The following is an 18,381-nucleotide window of genomic DNA, read 5'->3' on the forward strand; positions in this document are numbered from 1 at the left end:
CTGTGAGCACCTCAACGGCGCCTGATGAGTCCGGGGCGGATGCGCCCGCCGGGACCGGACTCTCCGCCGAGGACGTGCGGCAGCGGACGCTGGCAGGTTTGGCCAACGGAGAACCTGAGGACTCCAGCAGGAGTCTGTGGCAGATTTTCCGGGCTAATGTGCTGACACTGTTCAATGCCATAGTCGGCGCCTGCTTCCTGCTGCTGCTCCTGCTCGGACAGTGGAAGGACGCGCTTTTCGGCTTTGCGGCAGTGAGCAACGCCGTCATCGGTGTGGTTCAGGAGTACCGTGCCAAGAAGCTGCTTGACCGCCTGGCCGTTCTTGATGCTCCCCGGGCCCGGGTTCTCAGGGACGGTTCTGTCCAGGAAGTCGCCGTGGCGGACGTGGTCCTGGGCGACATCGCCGTGTTGCAGGCGGGCGACCAGGTCGTGGCGGACGCACTGATCCTCGACGAAAATGGCCTGGAAATGGACGAATCGCTCCTCACGGGTGAATCCGAACCCGTGGACAAGGACAGGGGCTCCATAATCCTGTCAGGGTCCACGGTTACGGCGGGCCAGGGCATGGCACGGGTGGTTGCAGTGGGCGCCGGCTCATATGCCAGCCGGCTCACCGCTGAGGCCAAACGATTCTCACTGGTCAATTCCGAGATCCGCAACGGGATCAGCCGCGTCCTTCGCTGGATCAGCTGGGCCCTGTTCCCCGTCATGGTGATCATCACCAACGGCCAGATGCAGGCGAAGGGCGGCTGGGACGCGGCCTTTCGGTCCGGGGCCTGGGTGGACGCATTCGTTGGTGCGGTGGCCGGTGCCATCGCGATGATTCCGTTGGGCCTGGTGCTCATGACCAGTGTCGCGTTCGCGGTCGGCGGGGTACGGCTGGCACGCCAAAAAGTGCTGGTGCAGGAGCTGGCAGCGGTGGAAGGCCTTGCCCGCGTGGACGTTCTCTGCATCGACAAGACCGGTACCCTCACCGAGGGCAGGGTGATACTGGACGGCGTGCACCATGCCGGCATGCCCGCTCCCCCAGGATGGCAGGAGGCCCTGGGCTGGTTCGGTGCGGACCCCCACGCGAACGCAACTGCCCGCTGCCTCGCGGCCACTTTCGAGTTCGACGGCGGCCCGCCCCCCGACGTCGTGGTTCCATTCTCCTCCGCGAGAAAATGGAGCGCGGCAAGCTTTCCTGCGCTTCATTCCGCGGCGGGCACGTGGGTCCTGGGGGCACCCGAGATGGTGTTTACAGCGGACACCACACCGGGGAGCGGCACTCCGGTGGGGGCGGTTCTGGAGCACGCCGGCCGGCTTGCGACCGCTGGCCTGCGAACACTGGTCCTGGCTCACAGCCGGGAAATCATCCCCGACGGCGGGTCTGAAGATGTGGAACTTCCGTCAGGACTTGCCGCGGCCACCCTCCTGACCTTCCGGGAAAAGATCCGCCCTGATGCCGCGCAGACCCTGGCTTACTTCCGCCAGCAGGGTGTTGCCGTGAAAATCCTTTCCGGTGATGACTACCGGACAGTGACAGCCGTGGCACGCGAGGTGGGGCTCGACGTCGGACGCGGCTTTGACGCACGGCACTTGCCGACTGACCTGAAGCTGCTGGAGGAGACGCTGGCGGCTCATTCAGTGTTCGGCAGGGTCACGCCCGCCCAGAAGAAGGACATGGTCCTGGCCCTTCAGGGGATGGGGCACACCGTGGCCATGACCGGAGATGGCGTCAATGACGCCCTCGCGATCAAGGAAGCGGAGATCGGCATCGCCATGGATACCGCCGCCCCTGCAACCAAGGCTGTGGCCCGCCTGGTGCTCCTGGACGGACGCTTCGACAGGCTGCCGGCAGTCCTGGCGGAAGGCCGCCAGGTCATCGCCAACATTGAACGGGTCTCGGTCTTGTTCCTGAGCAAGACCACGTACGCCGTGGCACTGTCGGTGGTGTTCGGAGCCCTGATGTGGATTTTTCCGTTCCTTCCGCGGCAGCTCTCCGCCACGGATGGACTCACGATCGGGATCCCCGCATTCTTCCTCGCCCTGATGAGCAACGCCCGCCGCTACAGCCCCGGGTTCCTGAAGCGGTCGCTGGCCATGGCCGTCCCGGCCGGGGCAATCATTGCGGCCGCAGTGCTGGCAGTGAACGCGTATTCCGCCATAGCGGGCGGCTTCAGCGAGGGGGCAAGCCGCACGGCGTCCGTGGTCACGTTGTCGCTCGTTGCCCTGAGCGTCCTGGCGGCCATCAGCCGCCCTGTCACCCGACTCCGGCTCGCCATCATCGCGGCAATGTGTGCGGGGCTTGTTCTGCTGCTGACCGTCCCGCTCCTCCAGGACTTCTTCATGCTTGAATGGCCGCCGGACGGGCTGGCAGCGGTGTCACTGGCGGCCGCCGGCGTTGGCATCATGGGGATCCTGGTCCTCAGCCATGTCCATGAGCGGCGATACGCGCCGGAGGGCTCCCGCTGAACCCGATGGACCCTGCGCCGCGCTAAGTCCAGTCCGCCGACAAATCCTGCGGCGGCCACCAGCGCGAGCGCGGTGACACGGCAAACCTGCGTCCTGTTATCTCGGCGGGCGTGACCTGCACCAGATGCTCCTTAAGGCCGGGCTGCCAGGGTTCGCGGTCAGGATCGGCTTCCTTGAGGACGGCCGGATCCCCATCAAACGGCCCAGGCGTTCCCTTGACCACGACGCTCCACACCTCGGTCGAATAGGCGTTCAGGCCGTCGGCCTCAAAGGCCACGGCGGCGCCGCCGAGCAGGGCACGAAGTTTGGTACCGGGGGCCGTGCGGAAGACCAGCGTTTCACCGACGACCACAAAGTTCACCGGAAAGATTTCCGGGGCCGCGCCATTGATCACCGCCAGCCTGCCGATGTAGGAGGCCTGCAGATACTTCCAGCATTCTTCCGGGGCCAGGATTTCGGTTTGCGAATCTGAAGGGGAGCTGCTCATGCTAGCGATCCTAGCCCCCACCCTTACCCTGCGCCGCGCGCGGGCCGGTGCGTGCCGGTATTGCCGTTCGCCGGTACTGAAAGGACCAAAGCCTCTGGGTTCCTCCGGGCGGTGGCCCGAACCTTAAAGAGTGGGGCAAAGAGTCCCGGCGGTCACGATTGCAGGAGGCAGACGTGGCTGATTTGATGAAGTGGTTCGACACCCGGCGTTCCCCCGTCGAGCTCATTGAAAGGCTTTTCGAAGGCGACACCGCGGCTTCGGGGATCCGGGTCGAAGAATCGGTTGAGGGCAACACCTTGGTAGTCCGTGCCGAATTGCCGGGAATCGATCCGGAGAAGGACGTCAGCGTCGCCGTCGTCGATGGCGCCCTCGAGATCAAGGCTGAGCGCAGGGAAAAGACCGAGCAGAAGGACAAGAACAGCTACCGCTCGGAGTTCCGCTACGGCTCATTTGTCCGCAGGCTCGCGTTGCCCGACGGCGTTGACCAGGATGATATTACCGCGTCCTACAAGGACGGCGTGCTCGAGGTCCGGACCCCGGTGCCCGAAACAGCCCCAAAGCCCGCTGCAAGGAAAATCGAGATACAGCGCAGCTGAACTTCAACGGGCCGGCTAACGGGCCGGCCAGATCACACGAACAGGACCGATCAGCCGAACAGGACCGCTGCCTCCCGGTAACGTTCCTCGGGCACCGTCTTGAGCCGGCCCAGCGCCGCTGCAAAGCCAACATTGACGATTGTGGTTCCACGCAGGGAAACCATGGTCCCCCACCGCCCCCCGGCAGCAGAATCCACCGCCGCCATCCCCAGCCGCGTGGCAAGGACCCTGTCGAAGGCGGTGGGCGCACCGCCCCGTTGGATGTGACCGAGGACGGTGGCCCTGGTTTCAATCCCCGTCATCCTTTGCAGTTCCTGCTCGAGGAGCATGCCGATGCCGCCCAGCCGTGGCCTGCCAAAGGCGTCCAGGCCGCGGGGTGAATACGGGGCATCCTGGCCCTCGGGCGCAAAGGCCTCGGCCACCACAACCAAGGGTGCGCGTCCCCGGTCACGTGCGGACTGCACCCACTCTGCAACCTGCTCCAACGCGACCCTGTGCTCGGGAATGAGGATGGCGTGGGCGCCTGAGGCCATCCCCGAGTGAAGGGCGATCCAGCCGGCGTTCCGCCCCATGACCTCTGCGATCATGCAGCGGTGATGCGACTCCCCCGTGGTCCGGAGCCTGTCGATGGCCTCTGTCGCGGTCTGGACAGCGGTGTCGAATCCGAAAGTGAAATCGGTGGCATCGAGGTCATTGTCGATCGTCTTGGGAACGCCCACGACGTTGATCCCCTGGTTTGACAGTTCCTGGGCGGCCGCCAGGGTGCCCTCTCCCCCGACGGCGATGATCCCGTCGATGCCCAGAACCTGAAGGCTTTCCCGGACGGCCGGGATGCCGCCCTCCTTGAGCGGATTGGTGCGGGATGTGCCAAGGATGGTGCCGCCCAGACGCGCCAGCCCGCGGACCGCCTGCCGCGGCAAGGGGACCAGGTCCCTTTCGAGGACGCCACGCCAGCCGTCCCGGAATCCCACGAAGTCATAGCCATGGGAAATAACGCCCCCCAGCACCGCACCGCGGATGACGGCATTCAGGCCTGGGCAGTCCCCTCCGCTGGTGAGTATGCCCAGCCGGGTCACGATACGGACTTCTCAGCGGCGGCGATGACCGGAACCGTTTTGAGGTAGGTGTCCGGGTTGAGCGAAATCGAATCGATGCCCTGCGACACAAGGAACTGCGCGAAGTCCGGGTGGTTGCTCGGACCCTGGCCGCAGATGCCGATCCTGATGCCGGCAGCATGCGCCTTGCCGATGACCTGGGCGATCATGGCCGTGACGGCCTCGTCCCTTTCGTCGAAAAGTTCCGCGAGCTGTTCGGAGTCGCGGTCTACGCCCAGGACAAGTTGCGTCAGGTCGTTGGAGCCGATCGAGAATCCGTCGAAACGCCGGGCGAACTCTGTCGCCAGGATGACGTTTGAGGGAATCTCACACATCATGAAGAGCTGGAGTCCCTCCTCACCGCGCACCAGGCCGTTTTCGGCCATCACCCTGATGACCATGTCCGCCTCCTGGAGCGTGCGGCAGAACGGAACCATCACCACCACGTTGGCGAATCCGAGCTGCTCGCGGACCCGCTTCAACGCCCGGCATTCCAAGGCGAACCCTTCGCGGTAGCGCTCGTGGTAGTAGCGTGATGCGCCACGGAAGCCGAGCATGGGATTCTCCTCCGCAACTTCGAAGGAGCCGCCCCCGATCAGGTGGGCGTATTCGTTGCTCTTGAAGTCACTGAGCCTGACGATCACGGGGTGCGGGTGGTAGGGCGCCGCAATTTTTCCGATGCCGGTGGCGAGGACGTCGACGAAGTATTCCTTCAGATCGTTGTAGCCGTAGGTGAGTTCCCTGATGCGGTCAGCCTCGCCGGGGTCCTTGACGCGTTCGGGATGGACCAGCGCCATGGGGTGGATCCGGATGAGGTTGCTGATGATGAACTCCATCCTTGCCAGACCGACTCCTGCGGCCGGCAGGCGCCACCACTGGAAAGCCGCGGACGGGCTTGCGATGTTGACCATGACGGCGGTCCGGGTCTCAGGAAGCGCCCCGAGATCCACGTCCTCGACGTCGAACGCCAGGGTACCTTCGTAGACCTCCCCGTCCTCACCCCCGGCACAGGACAGCGTGATGGGTTTTCCGTCCTCAAGGACAGACGTGCCGTTGCCGGTACCCACGACGGCAGGTACGCCCAGTTCCCTGCTGACGATGGCGGCATGGCTTGTCGGGCCGCCATGGTCAGTGACGATGCCGGCGGCGCGTTGCATGATCGGCACCCAGTCAGGATCGGTCATCCTGGTGACGAGGATGTCGCCATCCCGGAAGTTATCGATGTCCCGGGCGTCCCGGATCACGCAGGCAACTCCGTGCGCGATCGCTTCCCCTACAGCGGCACCGGCGGCCAGCAGCCGTCCCGTTTCGCGGAGGTGGTAGACGCTGAACACCGACCCGCTGCGCCGCGCCTGGACCGTCTCCGGCCGCGCCTGGACCATAAAGAGCTCTCCCGTGGAACCGTCTTTCGCCCATTCCATGTCCATCGGCCGCCTGTAGTGGTCCTCCACCGCGGCGGCCCAGCGGGCAAGGGTCACAATCTCGGCATCCGTGAGCACAAAGGAACGCCGCTCCTGGCCCGAGGTGTCGACCGTCCTGGTCCGCGCATGCCCGCCACGGCTGTAGACCATCTTCCGTTCCTTGGCGCCAAGGGTCTTCTCGATGATGGGTATGAACCGTGGGTTGGACAGCAGCGGTTTGAACACCTGGTACTTGTCGGGATTGATGCTCCCCTGAACCACGGTTTCCCCCAGTCCCCACGCGGCGCTGATCAGCACACTGCGAGGAAAACCGGACTCGGTATCGATCGAAAACATCACCCCGGATGCCCCCAGGTCCGAGCGCACCATCCTCTGCACCCCAATGGACAGGGCAACCTCCAGATGGTCAAAACCCTTGATTTCCCGGTAGCTGATGGCACGGTCGGTGAACAGTGAGGCGTAACACCGCCGGCAGGCCTCCATGAGCGCCCGCTCGCCTGCGATGTTAAGGAAGGTTTCCTGCTGACCCGCGAAGCTGGCGTCGGGAAGGTCTTCAGCGGTGGCGCTGCTGCGGACAGCCACTGACGCGGTGCCGTGTCCAGTGCGTTTGGACAGCGCCCGGTAATGCTCCCTGATATCCGCTGCGATGTCCGGCGGAAACTGGCCACCGAGAATGAGCTCACGGACAGCTTCGCCGATCTCCCGCAGGGTTTTGCGGCCTGCGCGGTATTCATCAATGGCGGCGCGTATTCCCGGTTCAAGGCCATTGGCTGCGATGAAGGCGCGGTAGGCCGCGGCAGTGGTGGCAAAGCCCTCCGGCACGCGGACACCCGAAGCCAGCAGTGAACGGGTCAGTTCGCCAAGGGATGCGTTCTTGCCGCCGACTGAGGGCACGTCTCCCATGCCGACGTCTTCGAGCCACACCACGTGAACATCAGTCATGGTCGTCCTTGCATTCATGGCTCGATCCTGCCGTTCCCACCGGGGGCACGAGCAGAGGCTTAGGTCCTGCGGATTGCGGGGACCCCAGGCGCCTGAGTGACATTTTTTCCGGGCCGCCTCGTCCACTTGTACAACCAGTCCGCCGCGAGTACCGCCGGCACAGCCAGGGCCGCGACGGCGAACCCCGCAGGCGGTGGCGGGAGCTGTCGCAGCACTGCGGAGACAGGAACGACGTACAGGCACAGCGCCAGGACACCGATCTCCGCGATCACGGCCCCAAGCAGTAACCGGTTGGAGAACCATCCCAGCTGCCAGGGCGGCCGGGACGCGCTGCGGCACGCGAAAGCATTTGCCAGCTGGCCAAGCACGACGGCGGTGAAGGCTGCTCCGGAGGCCGCCAGCAGAAGGCCGCCATCGTGAGGATCTCCGCGTGTCCACCCACCGCCGAACAGCACCGTCGAGAATGCCGCCATCTCCACTGCGGCTTCGACGGGACCCAGGATGCAGAAGACACGGAACATCAGCGCGCGGTCCATCAGGTGCCGCCGTTCCGGGGGCTTGCCAAGCACTCCTTTACCCGGCGCTTCGCCCCCGAGGGCGAGCGCAGGAAGAAGGTCTGTCCCGATGTCCAGGGCGAGGATCTGAAGCACGCCGAGCGCCAGGGGAAACTGGCCACCGGACAGGGCCCAGATCACGAACGGCGTCAATTCCGCGACGTTGTCTGTCAGGTGGTAGGTCAGGAAGCGGCGGATGTTTGAGTAGGTGGCACGGCCCTGTTCAATGGCTGCGACGATCGTGGCGAAATGGTCGTCCAGGAGTACCAGGTCCGCGGCTTCACGCGCAACGTCCGTTCCGCTGCGTCCCATGGCTACCCCGATGTCCGCTTCCTGAAGCGCGGGACCGTCATTGACGCCGTCGCCCGTCATGGCCACAACGTGGCCACGGGCCTGCAATGCCCTGGCCACCCGCAGCTTCTGCTCCGGTGACACCCGGCTCACCACGATGCCGTCCCGGTCGAGAAGTGCGCCGAGGATCTGCTCGTCCTCTGGAAGCTGGAAACCTTCCACGACCGTTTCCGGCGATCCCATCAAGCCGATTTCCCGGGCAATGGCGGCGGCGGTGGCCGGATGGTCACCGGTGATCATGCCGATCCGGATCCCGGCGCCGCGGGCCGTTCTGATCACCTCTGCCACGTCCGGCCTGGGCGGGTCGTGAAGGGCGATCAGCCCCAGCAGCTCAAGGCCTTCCTCGACGTCCGCCGCCGGACCGTCCAGCCAGCGCTGTGCCGGACCGGGAAGCTCACGGGCAGCTACCGCGATGACGCGTAAACCCCGCGAAGCCATTGCATCAACTTCCCCCAGGGCACCGGCTCCTGAGTCTCCGCAGAGCGGCAGGACCGATTCGGGCGCTCCCTTAACAAAGACCGTTGTGCCCACGATGACCGATTCACGGCGCCGCCGGGGATCAAAGGCGAACCTGCGCAGAGGTGTCACATCCTCCGGGGCTGACCCTGAAAGCCTGCGGGCCAGGACATCAATGGCAGCCTCCATCGGGTCTCCTTCTGCCCTCCACTGACCACCATGGAGAACAGCCCTGCCCACGGAAGCGGACCGTGCGGCGAGCGCAACGCGGATGGCCAAAGGAGTCCCGGTTCCCTCGACGTCGGCGTGGGGCTGGTACCCCTCTCCGGTGATCCTCATATAGCCGTCTGCCGTAAAGACTTCGACGGCGTTCATCCTGTTCTGCGTCAGGGTTCCCGTCTTGTCTGTGCAGATGAAAGTGGTGGATCCCAGGGTTTCCACGGCCTCCAGATTGCGGACGAGCGCGTTCCTCGCAGCCATCCGTTGGGCCCCCATCGCCAGCGACAGGGTCACAGTCGGAAGCAGTCCTTCAGGGATAAGTGCTACGGCGACGCCGATGGCGAAGAGGAAAGCGTCCCGCCAGGGAATGCCCACCAGCAAGGAGACGAGGAAGAAGAAACCGGCGACGGCCAGGGCGACCACAGCGACGAGGCGGACGATCCGGCGCAGCTCAAGTGCCAGCGGGGTAGGCGGCGACTCCGTTCCGCTCGTCAGTGCGGCGATGCCGGCCAACCGGGTGTTGCCACCGGTGCTGGTTACCACTGCCTCGGCCTCTCCGTTGACAAGGAACGTCCCGCCCCAGGCGCTGTCTCCGCTTGTCTTCGCGACGGCTTCACTTTCGCCGGTCAGCATGGACTCGTCCACTGCGCAGCCCGACGCTCCGGCCAGGACGACGTCGGCAGGCACCCGGTCGCCCGCCGTCAGTACCACGGCGTCGCCGGGGACCACCGCACTGGTGTGCACCCGCAGAAGGCGCCCGTCCCGGCGGACGGAGACGTCGGCCGGGAGCAGGCCGCGAAGTTTCGCGGCTGCATTCTGGGCACGTTCCTGCTGGACGTGGGCGAAAATGCCGTTGACGATAACCACCACAATGATGGCGACGCCAAGTTCGGGCATCCCTGCGATGAAGGCCAGGGCCGCGGCGCCCCACAGCATCAGGGCAAAGAAGTGGGTTAGTTCGCCCAGGAGTTTCCGCCATTGCGGGACCGCTTTCGCAGCGGGCAGGACATTCGGCCCGGCCTCCTTCAACAAGGCCGCGGCGCGTTCGGAACTCAGCCCGGCAGCAACCGGCTCCTGTTTCGGCGCACTGCCTGAATATGCCACTGCTGCTCCAAGTGCGGAAGGTCTGGTTCGTTGACAGGCAAACACCGGGCAGACCGCACCGTATAGGGCCTAAGGTCACGGCGAAACGTCAAGGCCAGGATTCCAGTGCCTCAGTGACCTAAGCCTCTGGCTGTTTTACCAGGTGGCCCCCAGTCTTGAAACTGATACGCCGTTGAAGTATTCGCGGAAGGGCGGACGCCATGACGTTTCAAGCTCCCCTGCCCCCCGGAATTATCGTGGTGCTTGCGCTCGTGGCTGCACTCGCCGTCACCCTGGACGTTGTTGCATTGGTGGATCTGTACCGCCGGAAGCCTGAGGAAGTCACTTTTGGCAATAAGTGGCTTTGGGTAGCAGTTATCGTGCTCCTGAGCCTTATCGGCGCGATCCTCTACCTGGTTCAAGGCCGGGTACATTCCGCGCCGCCAGAATCCCTCCCCCTGGAACGGGACACCAACCACGGCAGTTCCGGCATTGCCGAGAAGCTGTACGGCCCCAGGAACGACAAGGGGCAACGGTGACGCCCGCCATCAGGACCACCGGACTGACCAAAGCCTTTGGCCGGAAGCTTGCACTCGACGCCGTTGACCTGACGGTGGAGTCCGGGGCCATCTTCGGGTTCCTCGGGCCAAATGGTGCCGGCAAGACCACAATGATCCGCATTCTGGCAGGACTGGCACAGGCAAGCTCCGGATCCGTCGAGGTGCTGGGCCATGACGTTGCGGGAGGGGACCCGTTGATGCGCTCCACAATCGGGTTCCTTCCCGACGTTCCCGCCTTCTACAGCTGGATGAACGCCCACGAGACCCTTCGTTTTGCAGGGCAGCTGTGCGGACTTAACGGAGTTCAACTGGATGAAAGAGCCGCGCTGCTCCTCGGTCTTGCCGGGCTTGAGCGGGTCACCGCGAAGGTTGGCGACTATTCACGCGGGATGCGGCAAAGGCTTGGACTCGCACAGGCCCTGATCAATGCACCCAGCCTCCTGCTGCTCGATGAACCTACCAGCGCCCTTGATCCTATGGGCCGCAAGGACATCCTGGAGTTCGTTGAATCGCTGCGGGGCCGGACGACCGTCTTCTTCTCAACCCATATCCTCGCGGACGTGGAGCGCGTATGTGATTCGGTAGCCATTCTGGACCAGGGACGGGTGGTCGCACAGGGCCCCATGGAAGAACTCAAGAACCGTTACGGCAGGCAGCGGATCGTGCTGGAAGTTACCGACGGGGCTGATGAGCTGGCGGCGGCTATTTCCCGCTGCAGCTGGGCCATGTCCGTGGCCCCCGGCCCCCAGGGCGAGATCAGCGTAACGGTCAGCGACCTTGCTGCGGCGCGGCACCAGATCCCCGTGCTGGTCAGCGCACAAGGGACCGGCCTCGCGCGGCTGGAGGCAGGCGAGCTCGGGCTCGAAGAAGTGTTCGTCGAGCTTATTAAGGGTGACCGGCCGTGAACAGTTCATGGGTGTTTGCACGCAAGGAAGTCCTTGAAATCCGCCGCACCTGGCGCATCTGGGTGCTACCCGCCGTCGTCCTCTTCTTTGCCGCCACGGGTCCGCCCCTGGCCCGTTTTACGCCCGAGCTGATCAATAGCATTGCCGGTGACCAGCTCGGGCAACTCAGACTTCCCACCCCCACCTACCGCGACTCCTACGCGCAATGGACGAAGAACCTTTCTCAAATCATCATGTTCGTGCTCATCATCATCTACGGGAGCCTGGTCTCCTCGGAGGTTAAGAGCGGGACGGCGGTTTTTGCGTTGAGCAAACCGCTGTCGCGAACCGCGTTCGTCACCGTCAAGGCTGTTGTCCACTGCTGCTATGTGGCCGGAGTCCTGGCAGCGGGCACGCTCATGACGTGGGCTGGGACCGCTGCCGTCTTCGGGGAGGCGCCAGGCAGGCCGCTATGGACAGCTGCCGGCCTCCTGCTGGTGCTCAGTGTCCTGTTCGTCACACTCATGACGTTGTTGTCGGTAGCCATACCTTCCACAGCGGGGGCAGCCGGTGCAGGGGTGGGGATCTACGCGGTCCTGAGCATCGGGGCCATCTGGAAGCCGCTCAGCAGTTACTCCCCGGCGGGGTTGGCGGGTTACTCCGCTTCCATTGCCGCCGGCACAGGGGAACCCTCGGTGCTCTGGCCTGTGACAACGTCGGTGGTGATCTCCGCAGCAGCGGTTGCACTGGCCGCAGCGCTGTTCCGGCGCAAAGAGCTATAGGGAATCCAGAGTGAAGTGACGGGTCTCCCCCGCGCCGAGGAGGACCTGTTCGGGACCAACCTGCACGCGGATGGCGGCGGCATCCCCGGGAGCTGTGGCAACGGTCAAGGTTCCGTGCTCGAGGTTGACCGTCAGAAGATGGCCCCTGTATCGGACCCGGAACATCACGGTTCTGATGCCTTTGGGCATTCGCGGTGCAAAAAGGAGTGCATCCCTGGTGATCCTGAGGCCGGCAAAGCTTCGCTGTACGACGTCGATCGTTCCCGCCATCGCGCCAAGGTGGATGCCTGTGTGCGTGGTGCCGCCCTGCGTGTCGTCAAGGTCGGCGCTCAGGGCTTCGCGGAACGTGGTCCAGGCCCGGTCCGGATCCCTTGCCGCCAGGACCGAGGCGTGGGCGACCCGGCTCAGGGTGGAGCCGTGCGCCGTCCGGGCAAGGTAATAGTCCACCGTGCCGGCGAGCTGGGCTGCTGACACGTCATAACCCAGCCGGGCCAGGGAAGCAGTCAGCTCCTTCTCCCCCAGGACATACAGCAGCATCAGCACGTCGGCCTGTTTTGCCAGCCTGTACCGGTTGGTGCTGTCCTCCTCGGCTTCGAGGATCAGGTCCAGGCGTTCGATGTTGCCGTAGGCGTTCCGGTAGTGCTCCCAGTCCAGTTCCAAAAGGTCCTCGTAGCCGGCGAACTGGCTGATGATCCCGTCATGGAAGGGCACCGACATCCTCTTGCTGACGCGCATCCAGCCCTTTATTTCGGCGGGTTGGATGGCCAAGCGTGCCTGCAGGTCTTCGAGATCGTGGCCGTGGAGAAGCGTCATGATCTCGCAGGCCTGTGCACATACCCAGGCGGCCATGACGTTGGTGTACGCGTTGTCGTCCAGCCCCGCCTCGGCTTTTCCCGGATATCCTGTGTGGTACTCATCGGGCCCCATGAGGCCCCGCAGGTGAAACCGTTCCGAGTCCTGGTCATAGTCGGCCATGGAAGCAACCAGCCGGGCCACCTCCACGATCAGTTCGGCCCCATGGCGCAGGAGCCACTCCTTGTCCTGCGTGGCCAGGAAATACTGCCAGGCGTTGTAGGCCACAGTCAGGCCTGCATGCCGTTGGAGATGGGAGTGGTCCAGTACCCACCGTCCCGAGCGCCGGTTGTAAAGCCACCTGGGCGTCTCTTCCCTCCCGTCACTGCCGCTTTGCCAGGGAAAAAGAGCCCCCCGGAACCCCGACGCGACGGCGGCCTCCCGTGCTGCCGGAAGCCGCCGCCACCGGTAGTTGATGAGGGAACGCGCCACCATGGGCAACCGGGATGTCAGGAGCGGCAGGACGAAAAGTTCATCCCAAAAGATGTGTCCGCGGTAGCCTTCCCCGTGGAGGCCGCGAGCGGGCACGCCGGCATCGAGTTCAGCCGTATGCGGGCTCAATGTCTGGAGCAGGTGGAAGACATGGAGATTCAGGATCAGCTGGACCTGGGGGCTTCCGTCCAGTTCGATGGCAAACAGGCCAAGCAGCCTGCTCCAGGCGTCCTCATGGTCCGCGAGCATCGCGTCAAAGCCCTCGTTTGCCCTGAGAACGGACAATGCAGCCAGCGACGGGGAAGAAATGGCCCGGTCCCGGGAACACACTATGGCTGCCGTTTTAGTCACCACGGCCGGGACAGCGTCGGCCAACTGAACCACCCAGGAGCGGTAAGACACTCCGGCGTCCTCCCCCGGAACCCCGTTGCCCGCCTGTCCGGCGGGCGCCGCCCCGCCGCCGGCCGGCGCCCCACTGGCTGCGGTTCCTGCGACGTCCGTGCGCAAGGCGGTTGCGATCCTGATGTGGCTTTGGCTCGTTTCCACCTCGACCACCGGAACCGGCCCCGCAGGGTCCGTCGCTCCCAGCCTGACCAGATGGTGGTGGGACAGGAGAGCGTCCTCCGGAACATTTTCGTTGGTAACGCCGGTGTCCACTCCGCTGCGTATCGTCACCGGACCGCTCCAGCCCAGGGCGGTGAGGGTGGTTTCAAGAGCCATCAGGTGCGGCTGGGCCATCGAGACAATCCGGCGCTGCACCACTGCCAGCCGTCGACCCTCCGGTGCCGCCAGGAGGATGTGGCGTTCGAGGATGGCCCGGCGCATGTCGAGCACCCGGCGCTCGCGGAGGATCTTCAGGCCGCCGCCGGACCACCACCCGGAACCGTCCAGCCGGATATCGAGCACCAGCCAGTTGGGCTGGTTCACCATGTGCTCGTCCTCGGTATCCTGGCCCTGGACGCGGCTTACCAATCTGTTGTAAACGCCCGCCAAATAGGTCCCCGGATAATGGACCTCGCTCATCCGGGCCTCGGGAGCCGCGCCGCGAACAGCCATGTACCCGTTGCCGAGGGTGGTCAGGGCCTCCCGGTGTCCTTCATGGGCCGGGTCGTAGCCCTCATAGATCAAGCGCCACGGGTCGGTGAGGACGCGGCCCAGATCGAGTTGGCTGACGTCTGTCAGCACAACGTCAGTGCCGGCTGCCTCCAGTTCGGCCCGTCTTTCGGCCCTGTCTATCCCCACCACCAAACCAAAACCGCCGCGGCGTGCGGCCTCGACACCGGCGACTGCATCCTCGATCACCACCGCGCGTGCCGGAGGAATCCCCAGCCGGTGGACTACTTCCAAAAACAGCGCAGGGTCAGGTTTACCCGGCAGCCCCAGCTCACCGGCAATGACGCCGCCCACCACCAGATCGAACGCGTCGGTGAGGCCGGCTGCGGCCAGGACAGCGGCTGCGTTGCGGCTTGACGTTGCCAGGACCACGGGAACCCGTGCAGAGCGCAGTCGTTCGAGCAGGGCAACAGTTCCCGGAAAGGGCCTGACCCCATCGCGTCCCAGGCGCGCCCTGAAGAGTTGGTCCTTGCGCTTGGCCAGGCCGTGGACCGACCAGTCCCCGGCTGCGTCGGCGGCCGTTCCTTCGGCCAGGGTGACACCGCGCGAGGTGAGGAATGCCTCAACCCCGTCGGTCCGGGGCCGGCCATCCACATAGTTCAGGTAATCGGCGCTGCTGAAGGGGTGCGTTGCAGCCCCGGCCGGGATGCGCGGGTCTTTCAACACCTCGTCAAAAAGTTCCCTCCAGGCGTCCTCATGGACAGCGGCAGTGTCGGTCACAACGCCGTCCAGGTCGAAGATGACAGCGTCAAATGGTGAGAGGGCTGCTGACACTGTGGGCGAATGGTCCATGGGTGTCCTCCCTCAGCGCCCGGGGGTGCAACCAGCAGGTCTTTGGTGCGCTGCGTCCGTCACTGCTGCCCCGAGCGGGAGCCGACCGGTAACCGGCCAGAGGACCCTGTGAAGCCGGAGGTTATTGAGCACGACTGTTGTGGCCTTCCTTTCACAGCCAACTCAAACACTGGTCTTTTTGCCCCGGGCAGAGGCTTTGGTCCTGCCATCCACCCCGCAGGGCCGGGTCAGCGCCTCGGACCGAAGCCGGCCCCGATCAATGCTCCCAGCCCGGCCCCCGCTGCCACGCCAATAAACGGGCTGTCAAAAACAGTCAGGCCAAGCGCGATGCCCACAGCGGCTCCGAGCAGCACGCCGATCCACAGTGCACTATTCATTGGCACATTATGGAACGATCCGGCCGCCAGTGTCAGCCTTCATGGATAACCTGGTCCCTTCCGGCATCTCCCGGATGGTCCGGGGCCTGGTCCCGGCCTGCTGGCCACACCACGTTCAGGGACCGGTGCCGGCGGACAGGAGCGGCCACGTTAGGCTGGTAAACGATGACTTCCGAGACACAGCCGCGACCCGCCTCCGGCCGCCGGCGCACTGCCGGGCGCGCCGTGGCCGGCGCAGCTCTTGCCGATGCCCTCCTGATCATGTTGTTCGCCGCGATAGGCAGGGACGCGCACCAGCGGGGAGAGATCCTCACCGGTGTGCTCCTGACTGCCTGGCCGTTTCTCGCCGGCGCAGCACTTGGCTGGCTCGCCGCCAGGGTGTGGCGGCGTCCGCTGTCCGTGCGCCCGTCGGGGCTGGCGGTGTGGATCGGCGCCGTTGCCGGCGGCATGGTCCTCCGGGCCCTCACAGGGCAAACCGTCGTGATCGCATTTGTGGTTGTGGCATCCCTTAGCCTGGGAATTTTCCTCGTTGGTTACCGGCTTCTCCTGGCCGGCGCACGCAGGCTTGGCTGGACGCGAAGCCAGCGTTGATCAGCGCCGGCGTGTAATAGGCTGGCAACACCAACAGACTTGCCGGGCAAAGGCACGGCCAACAGATCCGGAAGGATTGACAAGTGATCACCGCATTCGTTCTGATCAAGACCGACGCCGCCCGCATTCCGGAAACCGCTGAACAGATTTCGGCCATCCCTGGCATCAGCGAGGTCTATTCGGTCACCGGAGAATGGGACCTCATCGCCGTCGCCCGTGTTGCACGGCACGAAGACCTGGCTGACGTCATTGCCGACAAACTCTCCAAGGTGCCCGCCGTCGTCCACACCACCACCCATATCGCTTTCCGCGCCTACTCGCAGCACGATCTCGACGCGGCTTTCGCCCTCGGCTTCGAACAGTAGGCAGTCGCTCCGGATGCCAGAAGCGGGGGCCCGGCTTGGTGCCGGGCCCCCGATTTTCCTGGAAATTATTCAGGGCTGCGTGAGCGACACCCATTTATCGAGGACGGCCGCGGCGGCGCCTGAGTCTATTGACTGTGCCGCCCGTGCCAGTGCTGAGCGCATGCGCTCAAGGAACGGACCCTCCGCCGTCAGATCGAACGCGACCAGGCCGGCCGCAGCGTTGACCAGGACCGCATCCCTGGCTGCCCCTCCCTTGCCCGCCAGCACATCACGGACGACGGCGGCGTTCGCCTTGGCGTCCCCGCCACGGAGTTCCTCTACCGTTACGGGACGAATCCCCAGATCGGCGGGTGAGAAAGTCAGCTGGGACACCCCTCCGTTGCGGATTTCCCACACGGTGGAAGGCCCGGTCGTGGTGAGCTCGTCCAACCCGTCATTGCCACGGAATACCAGTCCGCGGCTGCCCCGCTTCGCCAGGACCCCGGCAACCAGCGGTGCCATGCGGGCGTTGGCAACACCCACGGCAGAAGCCTGAACCAGCGCAGGGTTGGTCAGAGGGCCAAGAAAATTGAAGGCAGTGGGAATCGCGAGTTCGCGCCGAGGCACCGCCGTGTGGCGGAAGGAGGGGTGGAACACCTGAGCGAAGCAGAAAGTAATGCCCGCCTCCACCGCGTTCCGCGCCACCTGCTGAACGGCCAGGTCAAGCCGGACGCCAAGCGCTTCAAGCACGTCGGCCGAACCGGATGACGACGACGCTGCGCGGTTCCCGTGCTTCACCACCTTTGCACCTGCACCGGCGGCCACGAGGGCGGCCATGGTGGAGATGTTGACGGTGTTCAGCTGGTCACCACCTGTGCCCACGATGTCCAGCTTTTCACCCGGGATGGTGATGGGCCTCGCGTGCCCCAGCATTGCATCGACGAGCCCCGAGATTTCGTCAACGGTCTCGCCTTTGGCACTGAGCGCAACAAGGAATCCGGCTATCTGGGAAGGCGTCGCCTCCCCGGACATGATGGTGTCCATGGCCCATGCAGTGGTGTCCGCAGTCAGGTCGGTGCCATTGATGAGAGCGGAGATGAGCCGCGGCCAGGTGTAGCTGGCCGCTGATGCCGTTGCCTGAGAAGTCACCTCCTGATGCTATCCAGCGACCCCGGCCGTGACCAATGCGAACGGCAGCGGGAACTTTTCGCAGTGATTTCGCGTCTTTGTAGAAAAAGTCCCCGGAAAAGGCGGTTTGCGTTGGGAAGTCCGGACTTTTATAGACATAATGTCTATGTGACATCTGCGACCCATGCCCCCAGTACCCCGGCGCACCCCACGCTGAACCGCCCCAATATGGTTTCTGTCGGAACCGTAGTCTGGCTCTCCAGCGAGTTGATGTTCTTCGCCGGTCTCTTCGCCATGTACTTCACGCTGCGCTCCACGAGCGGGCAGATGTGGGCGGAAGAGACAGCGAAGCTCAACTTCCCCTTTGCGCTCGTCAACACCATCGTCCTCGTGGCCAGTTCGTTTACCTGCCAGATGGGCGTGTTCGCCGCCGAACGGCTGCAGCCGCGCAAGACCGGCGGCCTGTTCCAGTTTGTCCGCTGGGGAATGAATGAATGGTTTACGCTGACGTTCATCATGGGGGCGTTCTTCGTCGCCGGTCAGACCACGGAATACGCCATGCTGGTTTCAGAGCACGTCTCGCTCTCATCCAACGCCTACGGCTCCGCGTTCTACATCACCACCGGCTTCCACGGCCTCCACGTCATCGGCGGCCTCATCGCCTTCCTCTTCATCATCGGCCGCTCATTCGCGGCGAAGAAGTTCGGCCACTTCGAAGCAACCTCGGCGATTGTCACGTCTTACTACTGGCACTTTGTCGACGTTGTCTGGATCGGCCTCTTCCTGGTCATCTACGTACTGAAGTAGTCAGCTTTGATTCCTTTTCTACAAGAGGCAGAATTTCAAGAAGCGGCTCACGGAGCCGGCGCA

At 64.5% G+C, this 18,381-nt stretch carries 15 protein-coding genes; 8 read left to right on the top strand and 7 right to left on the bottom strand.

Annotated features, from left to right (window positions below; genetic code table 11):
- The first annotated feature begins 2 nt into the window (after positions 1 to 2).
- Positions 3 to 2,453: an HAD-IC family P-type ATPase gene (locus ACS5PJ_RS01405; protein WP_439433144.1), complete on the top strand. Its 2,451-nt coding sequence runs from the start codon at positions 3 to 5 to the stop codon at positions 2,451 to 2,453.
- Positions 2,454 to 2,475: 22 nt separating this feature from the next.
- Here ACS5PJ_RS01405 and ACS5PJ_RS01410 read toward each other — a convergent pair whose 3' ends face one another.
- Entirely contained in the window at positions 2,476 to 2,940 is a 465-nt protein-coding gene (locus tag ACS5PJ_RS01410; RefSeq protein WP_439433145.1) for a pyridoxamine 5'-phosphate oxidase family protein, read from the bottom strand.
- A gap of 173 nt (positions 2,941 to 3,113) precedes the next feature.
- Here ACS5PJ_RS01410 and ACS5PJ_RS01415 point away from each other — a divergent pair, with 173 nt between their 5' ends.
- A complete protein-coding gene (locus tag ACS5PJ_RS01415; RefSeq protein ID WP_439433146.1) occupies positions 3,114 to 3,536 on the top strand; it encodes an Hsp20/alpha crystallin family protein in 423 nt (140 codons plus the stop codon).
- A 50-nt stretch (positions 3,537 to 3,586) separates the two neighbouring features.
- Here the strand turns inward: ACS5PJ_RS01415 and ACS5PJ_RS01420 are convergent, their stop codons facing one another.
- From ACS5PJ_RS01420 to ACS5PJ_RS01430, 3 genes are read right to left on the bottom strand one after another with little or no spacing between them, the layout of a single operon-like run.
- Positions 3,587 to 4,612 carry an ATP-dependent 6-phosphofructokinase gene (locus ACS5PJ_RS01420; RefSeq protein WP_439433147.1) on the bottom strand — a complete coding sequence of 342 codons (1,026 nt, stop codon included), beginning with the start codon at positions 4,610 to 4,612 and terminating at the stop codon, positions 3,587 to 3,589.
- Positions 4,609 to 6,993, bottom strand: a complete 2,385-nt coding sequence (gene ppsA / locus ACS5PJ_RS01425; RefSeq protein ID WP_439433148.1) for a phosphoenolpyruvate synthase — start codon at positions 6,991 to 6,993, stop codon at positions 4,609 to 4,611. Before ppsA ends, ACS5PJ_RS01420 begins: the two co-directional genes overlap by 4 nt.
- 59 nt (positions 6,994 to 7,052) lie before the next feature.
- Positions 7,053 to 9,677, bottom strand: a complete 2,625-nt coding sequence (locus tag ACS5PJ_RS01430; RefSeq protein WP_439433149.1) for a cation-translocating P-type ATPase — start codon at positions 9,675 to 9,677, stop codon at positions 7,053 to 7,055.
- Between the two features lie 200 nt (positions 9,678 to 9,877).
- Between ACS5PJ_RS01430 and ACS5PJ_RS01435 the strand changes: the two genes are divergently transcribed.
- Genes ACS5PJ_RS01435 through ACS5PJ_RS01445 form a run of 3 tightly spaced genes read left to right on the top strand, consistent with a single transcriptional unit; the run spans position 9,878 to position 11,882 of the window.
- A complete protein-coding gene (locus tag ACS5PJ_RS01435; protein WP_439433150.1) occupies positions 9,878 to 10,195 on the top strand; it encodes a PLD nuclease N-terminal domain-containing protein in 318 nt (105 codons plus the stop codon).
- Positions 10,192 to 11,121, top strand: a complete 930-nt coding sequence (locus tag ACS5PJ_RS01440) for an ABC transporter ATP-binding protein (RefSeq protein ID WP_439433151.1) — start codon at positions 10,192 to 10,194, stop codon at positions 11,119 to 11,121. Before ACS5PJ_RS01435 ends, ACS5PJ_RS01440 begins: the two co-directional genes overlap by 4 nt.
- Positions 11,122 to 11,132: 11 nt before the next feature.
- The gene (locus ACS5PJ_RS01445) at positions 11,133 to 11,882 is read left to right on the top strand and encodes an ABC transporter permease (protein ID WP_439433152.1); all 750 of its coding nucleotides are present in this window, start codon (positions 11,133 to 11,135) and stop codon (positions 11,880 to 11,882) included.
- Here ACS5PJ_RS01445 and ACS5PJ_RS01450 read toward each other — a convergent pair.
- The gene (locus ACS5PJ_RS01450; protein WP_439433153.1) at positions 11,877 to 15,071 is read right to left on the bottom strand and encodes a beta-phosphoglucomutase family hydrolase; all 3,195 of its coding nucleotides are present in this window, start codon (positions 15,069 to 15,071) and stop codon (positions 11,877 to 11,879) included. The two genes, ACS5PJ_RS01445 and ACS5PJ_RS01450, sit on opposite strands and share 6 nt — an antisense overlap.
- Positions 15,072 to 15,298: 227 nt before the next feature.
- On the bottom strand, positions 15,299 to 15,448 hold the full coding sequence (locus tag ACS5PJ_RS01455; RefSeq protein WP_439433154.1) for a hypothetical protein: 150 nt from the start codon (positions 15,446 to 15,448) through the stop codon (positions 15,299 to 15,301).
- A 165-nt stretch (positions 15,449 to 15,613) separates the two neighbouring features.
- Between ACS5PJ_RS01455 and ACS5PJ_RS01460 the strand changes: the two genes are divergently transcribed.
- Together ACS5PJ_RS01460 and ACS5PJ_RS01465 are read left to right on the top strand one after the other, a co-directional pair.
- Positions 15,614 to 16,039 carry a DUF3054 domain-containing protein gene (locus tag ACS5PJ_RS01460; protein ID WP_439433155.1) on the top strand — a complete coding sequence of 142 codons (426 nt, stop codon included), beginning with the start codon at positions 15,614 to 15,616 and terminating at the stop codon, positions 16,037 to 16,039.
- Between the two features lie 83 nt (positions 16,040 to 16,122).
- The gene (locus ACS5PJ_RS01465; RefSeq protein WP_439433156.1) at positions 16,123 to 16,404 is read left to right on the top strand and encodes an Lrp/AsnC family transcriptional regulator; all 282 of its coding nucleotides are present in this window, start codon (positions 16,123 to 16,125) and stop codon (positions 16,402 to 16,404) included.
- Positions 16,405 to 16,473: 69 nt separating this feature from the next.
- Here the strand turns inward: ACS5PJ_RS01465 and trpD are convergent, their stop codons facing one another.
- Entirely contained in the window at positions 16,474 to 17,532 is a 1,059-nt protein-coding gene (trpD, locus tag ACS5PJ_RS01470; protein WP_439433157.1) for an anthranilate phosphoribosyltransferase, read from the bottom strand.
- A 147-nt stretch (positions 17,533 to 17,679) separates the two neighbouring features.
- Between trpD and ctaE the strand changes: the two genes are divergently transcribed.
- On the top strand, positions 17,680 to 18,318 hold the full coding sequence (gene ctaE / locus ACS5PJ_RS01475) for an aa3-type cytochrome oxidase subunit III (protein WP_439433158.1): 639 nt from the start codon (positions 17,680 to 17,682) through the stop codon (positions 18,316 to 18,318).
- The last annotated feature ends 63 nt before the right edge of the window (positions 18,319 to 18,381 follow it).

The sequence above is a fragment of the Pseudarthrobacter cremeus genome (assembly GCF_051857465.1).
Lineage (GTDB): Bacteria > Actinomycetota > Actinomycetes > Actinomycetales > Micrococcaceae > Arthrobacter.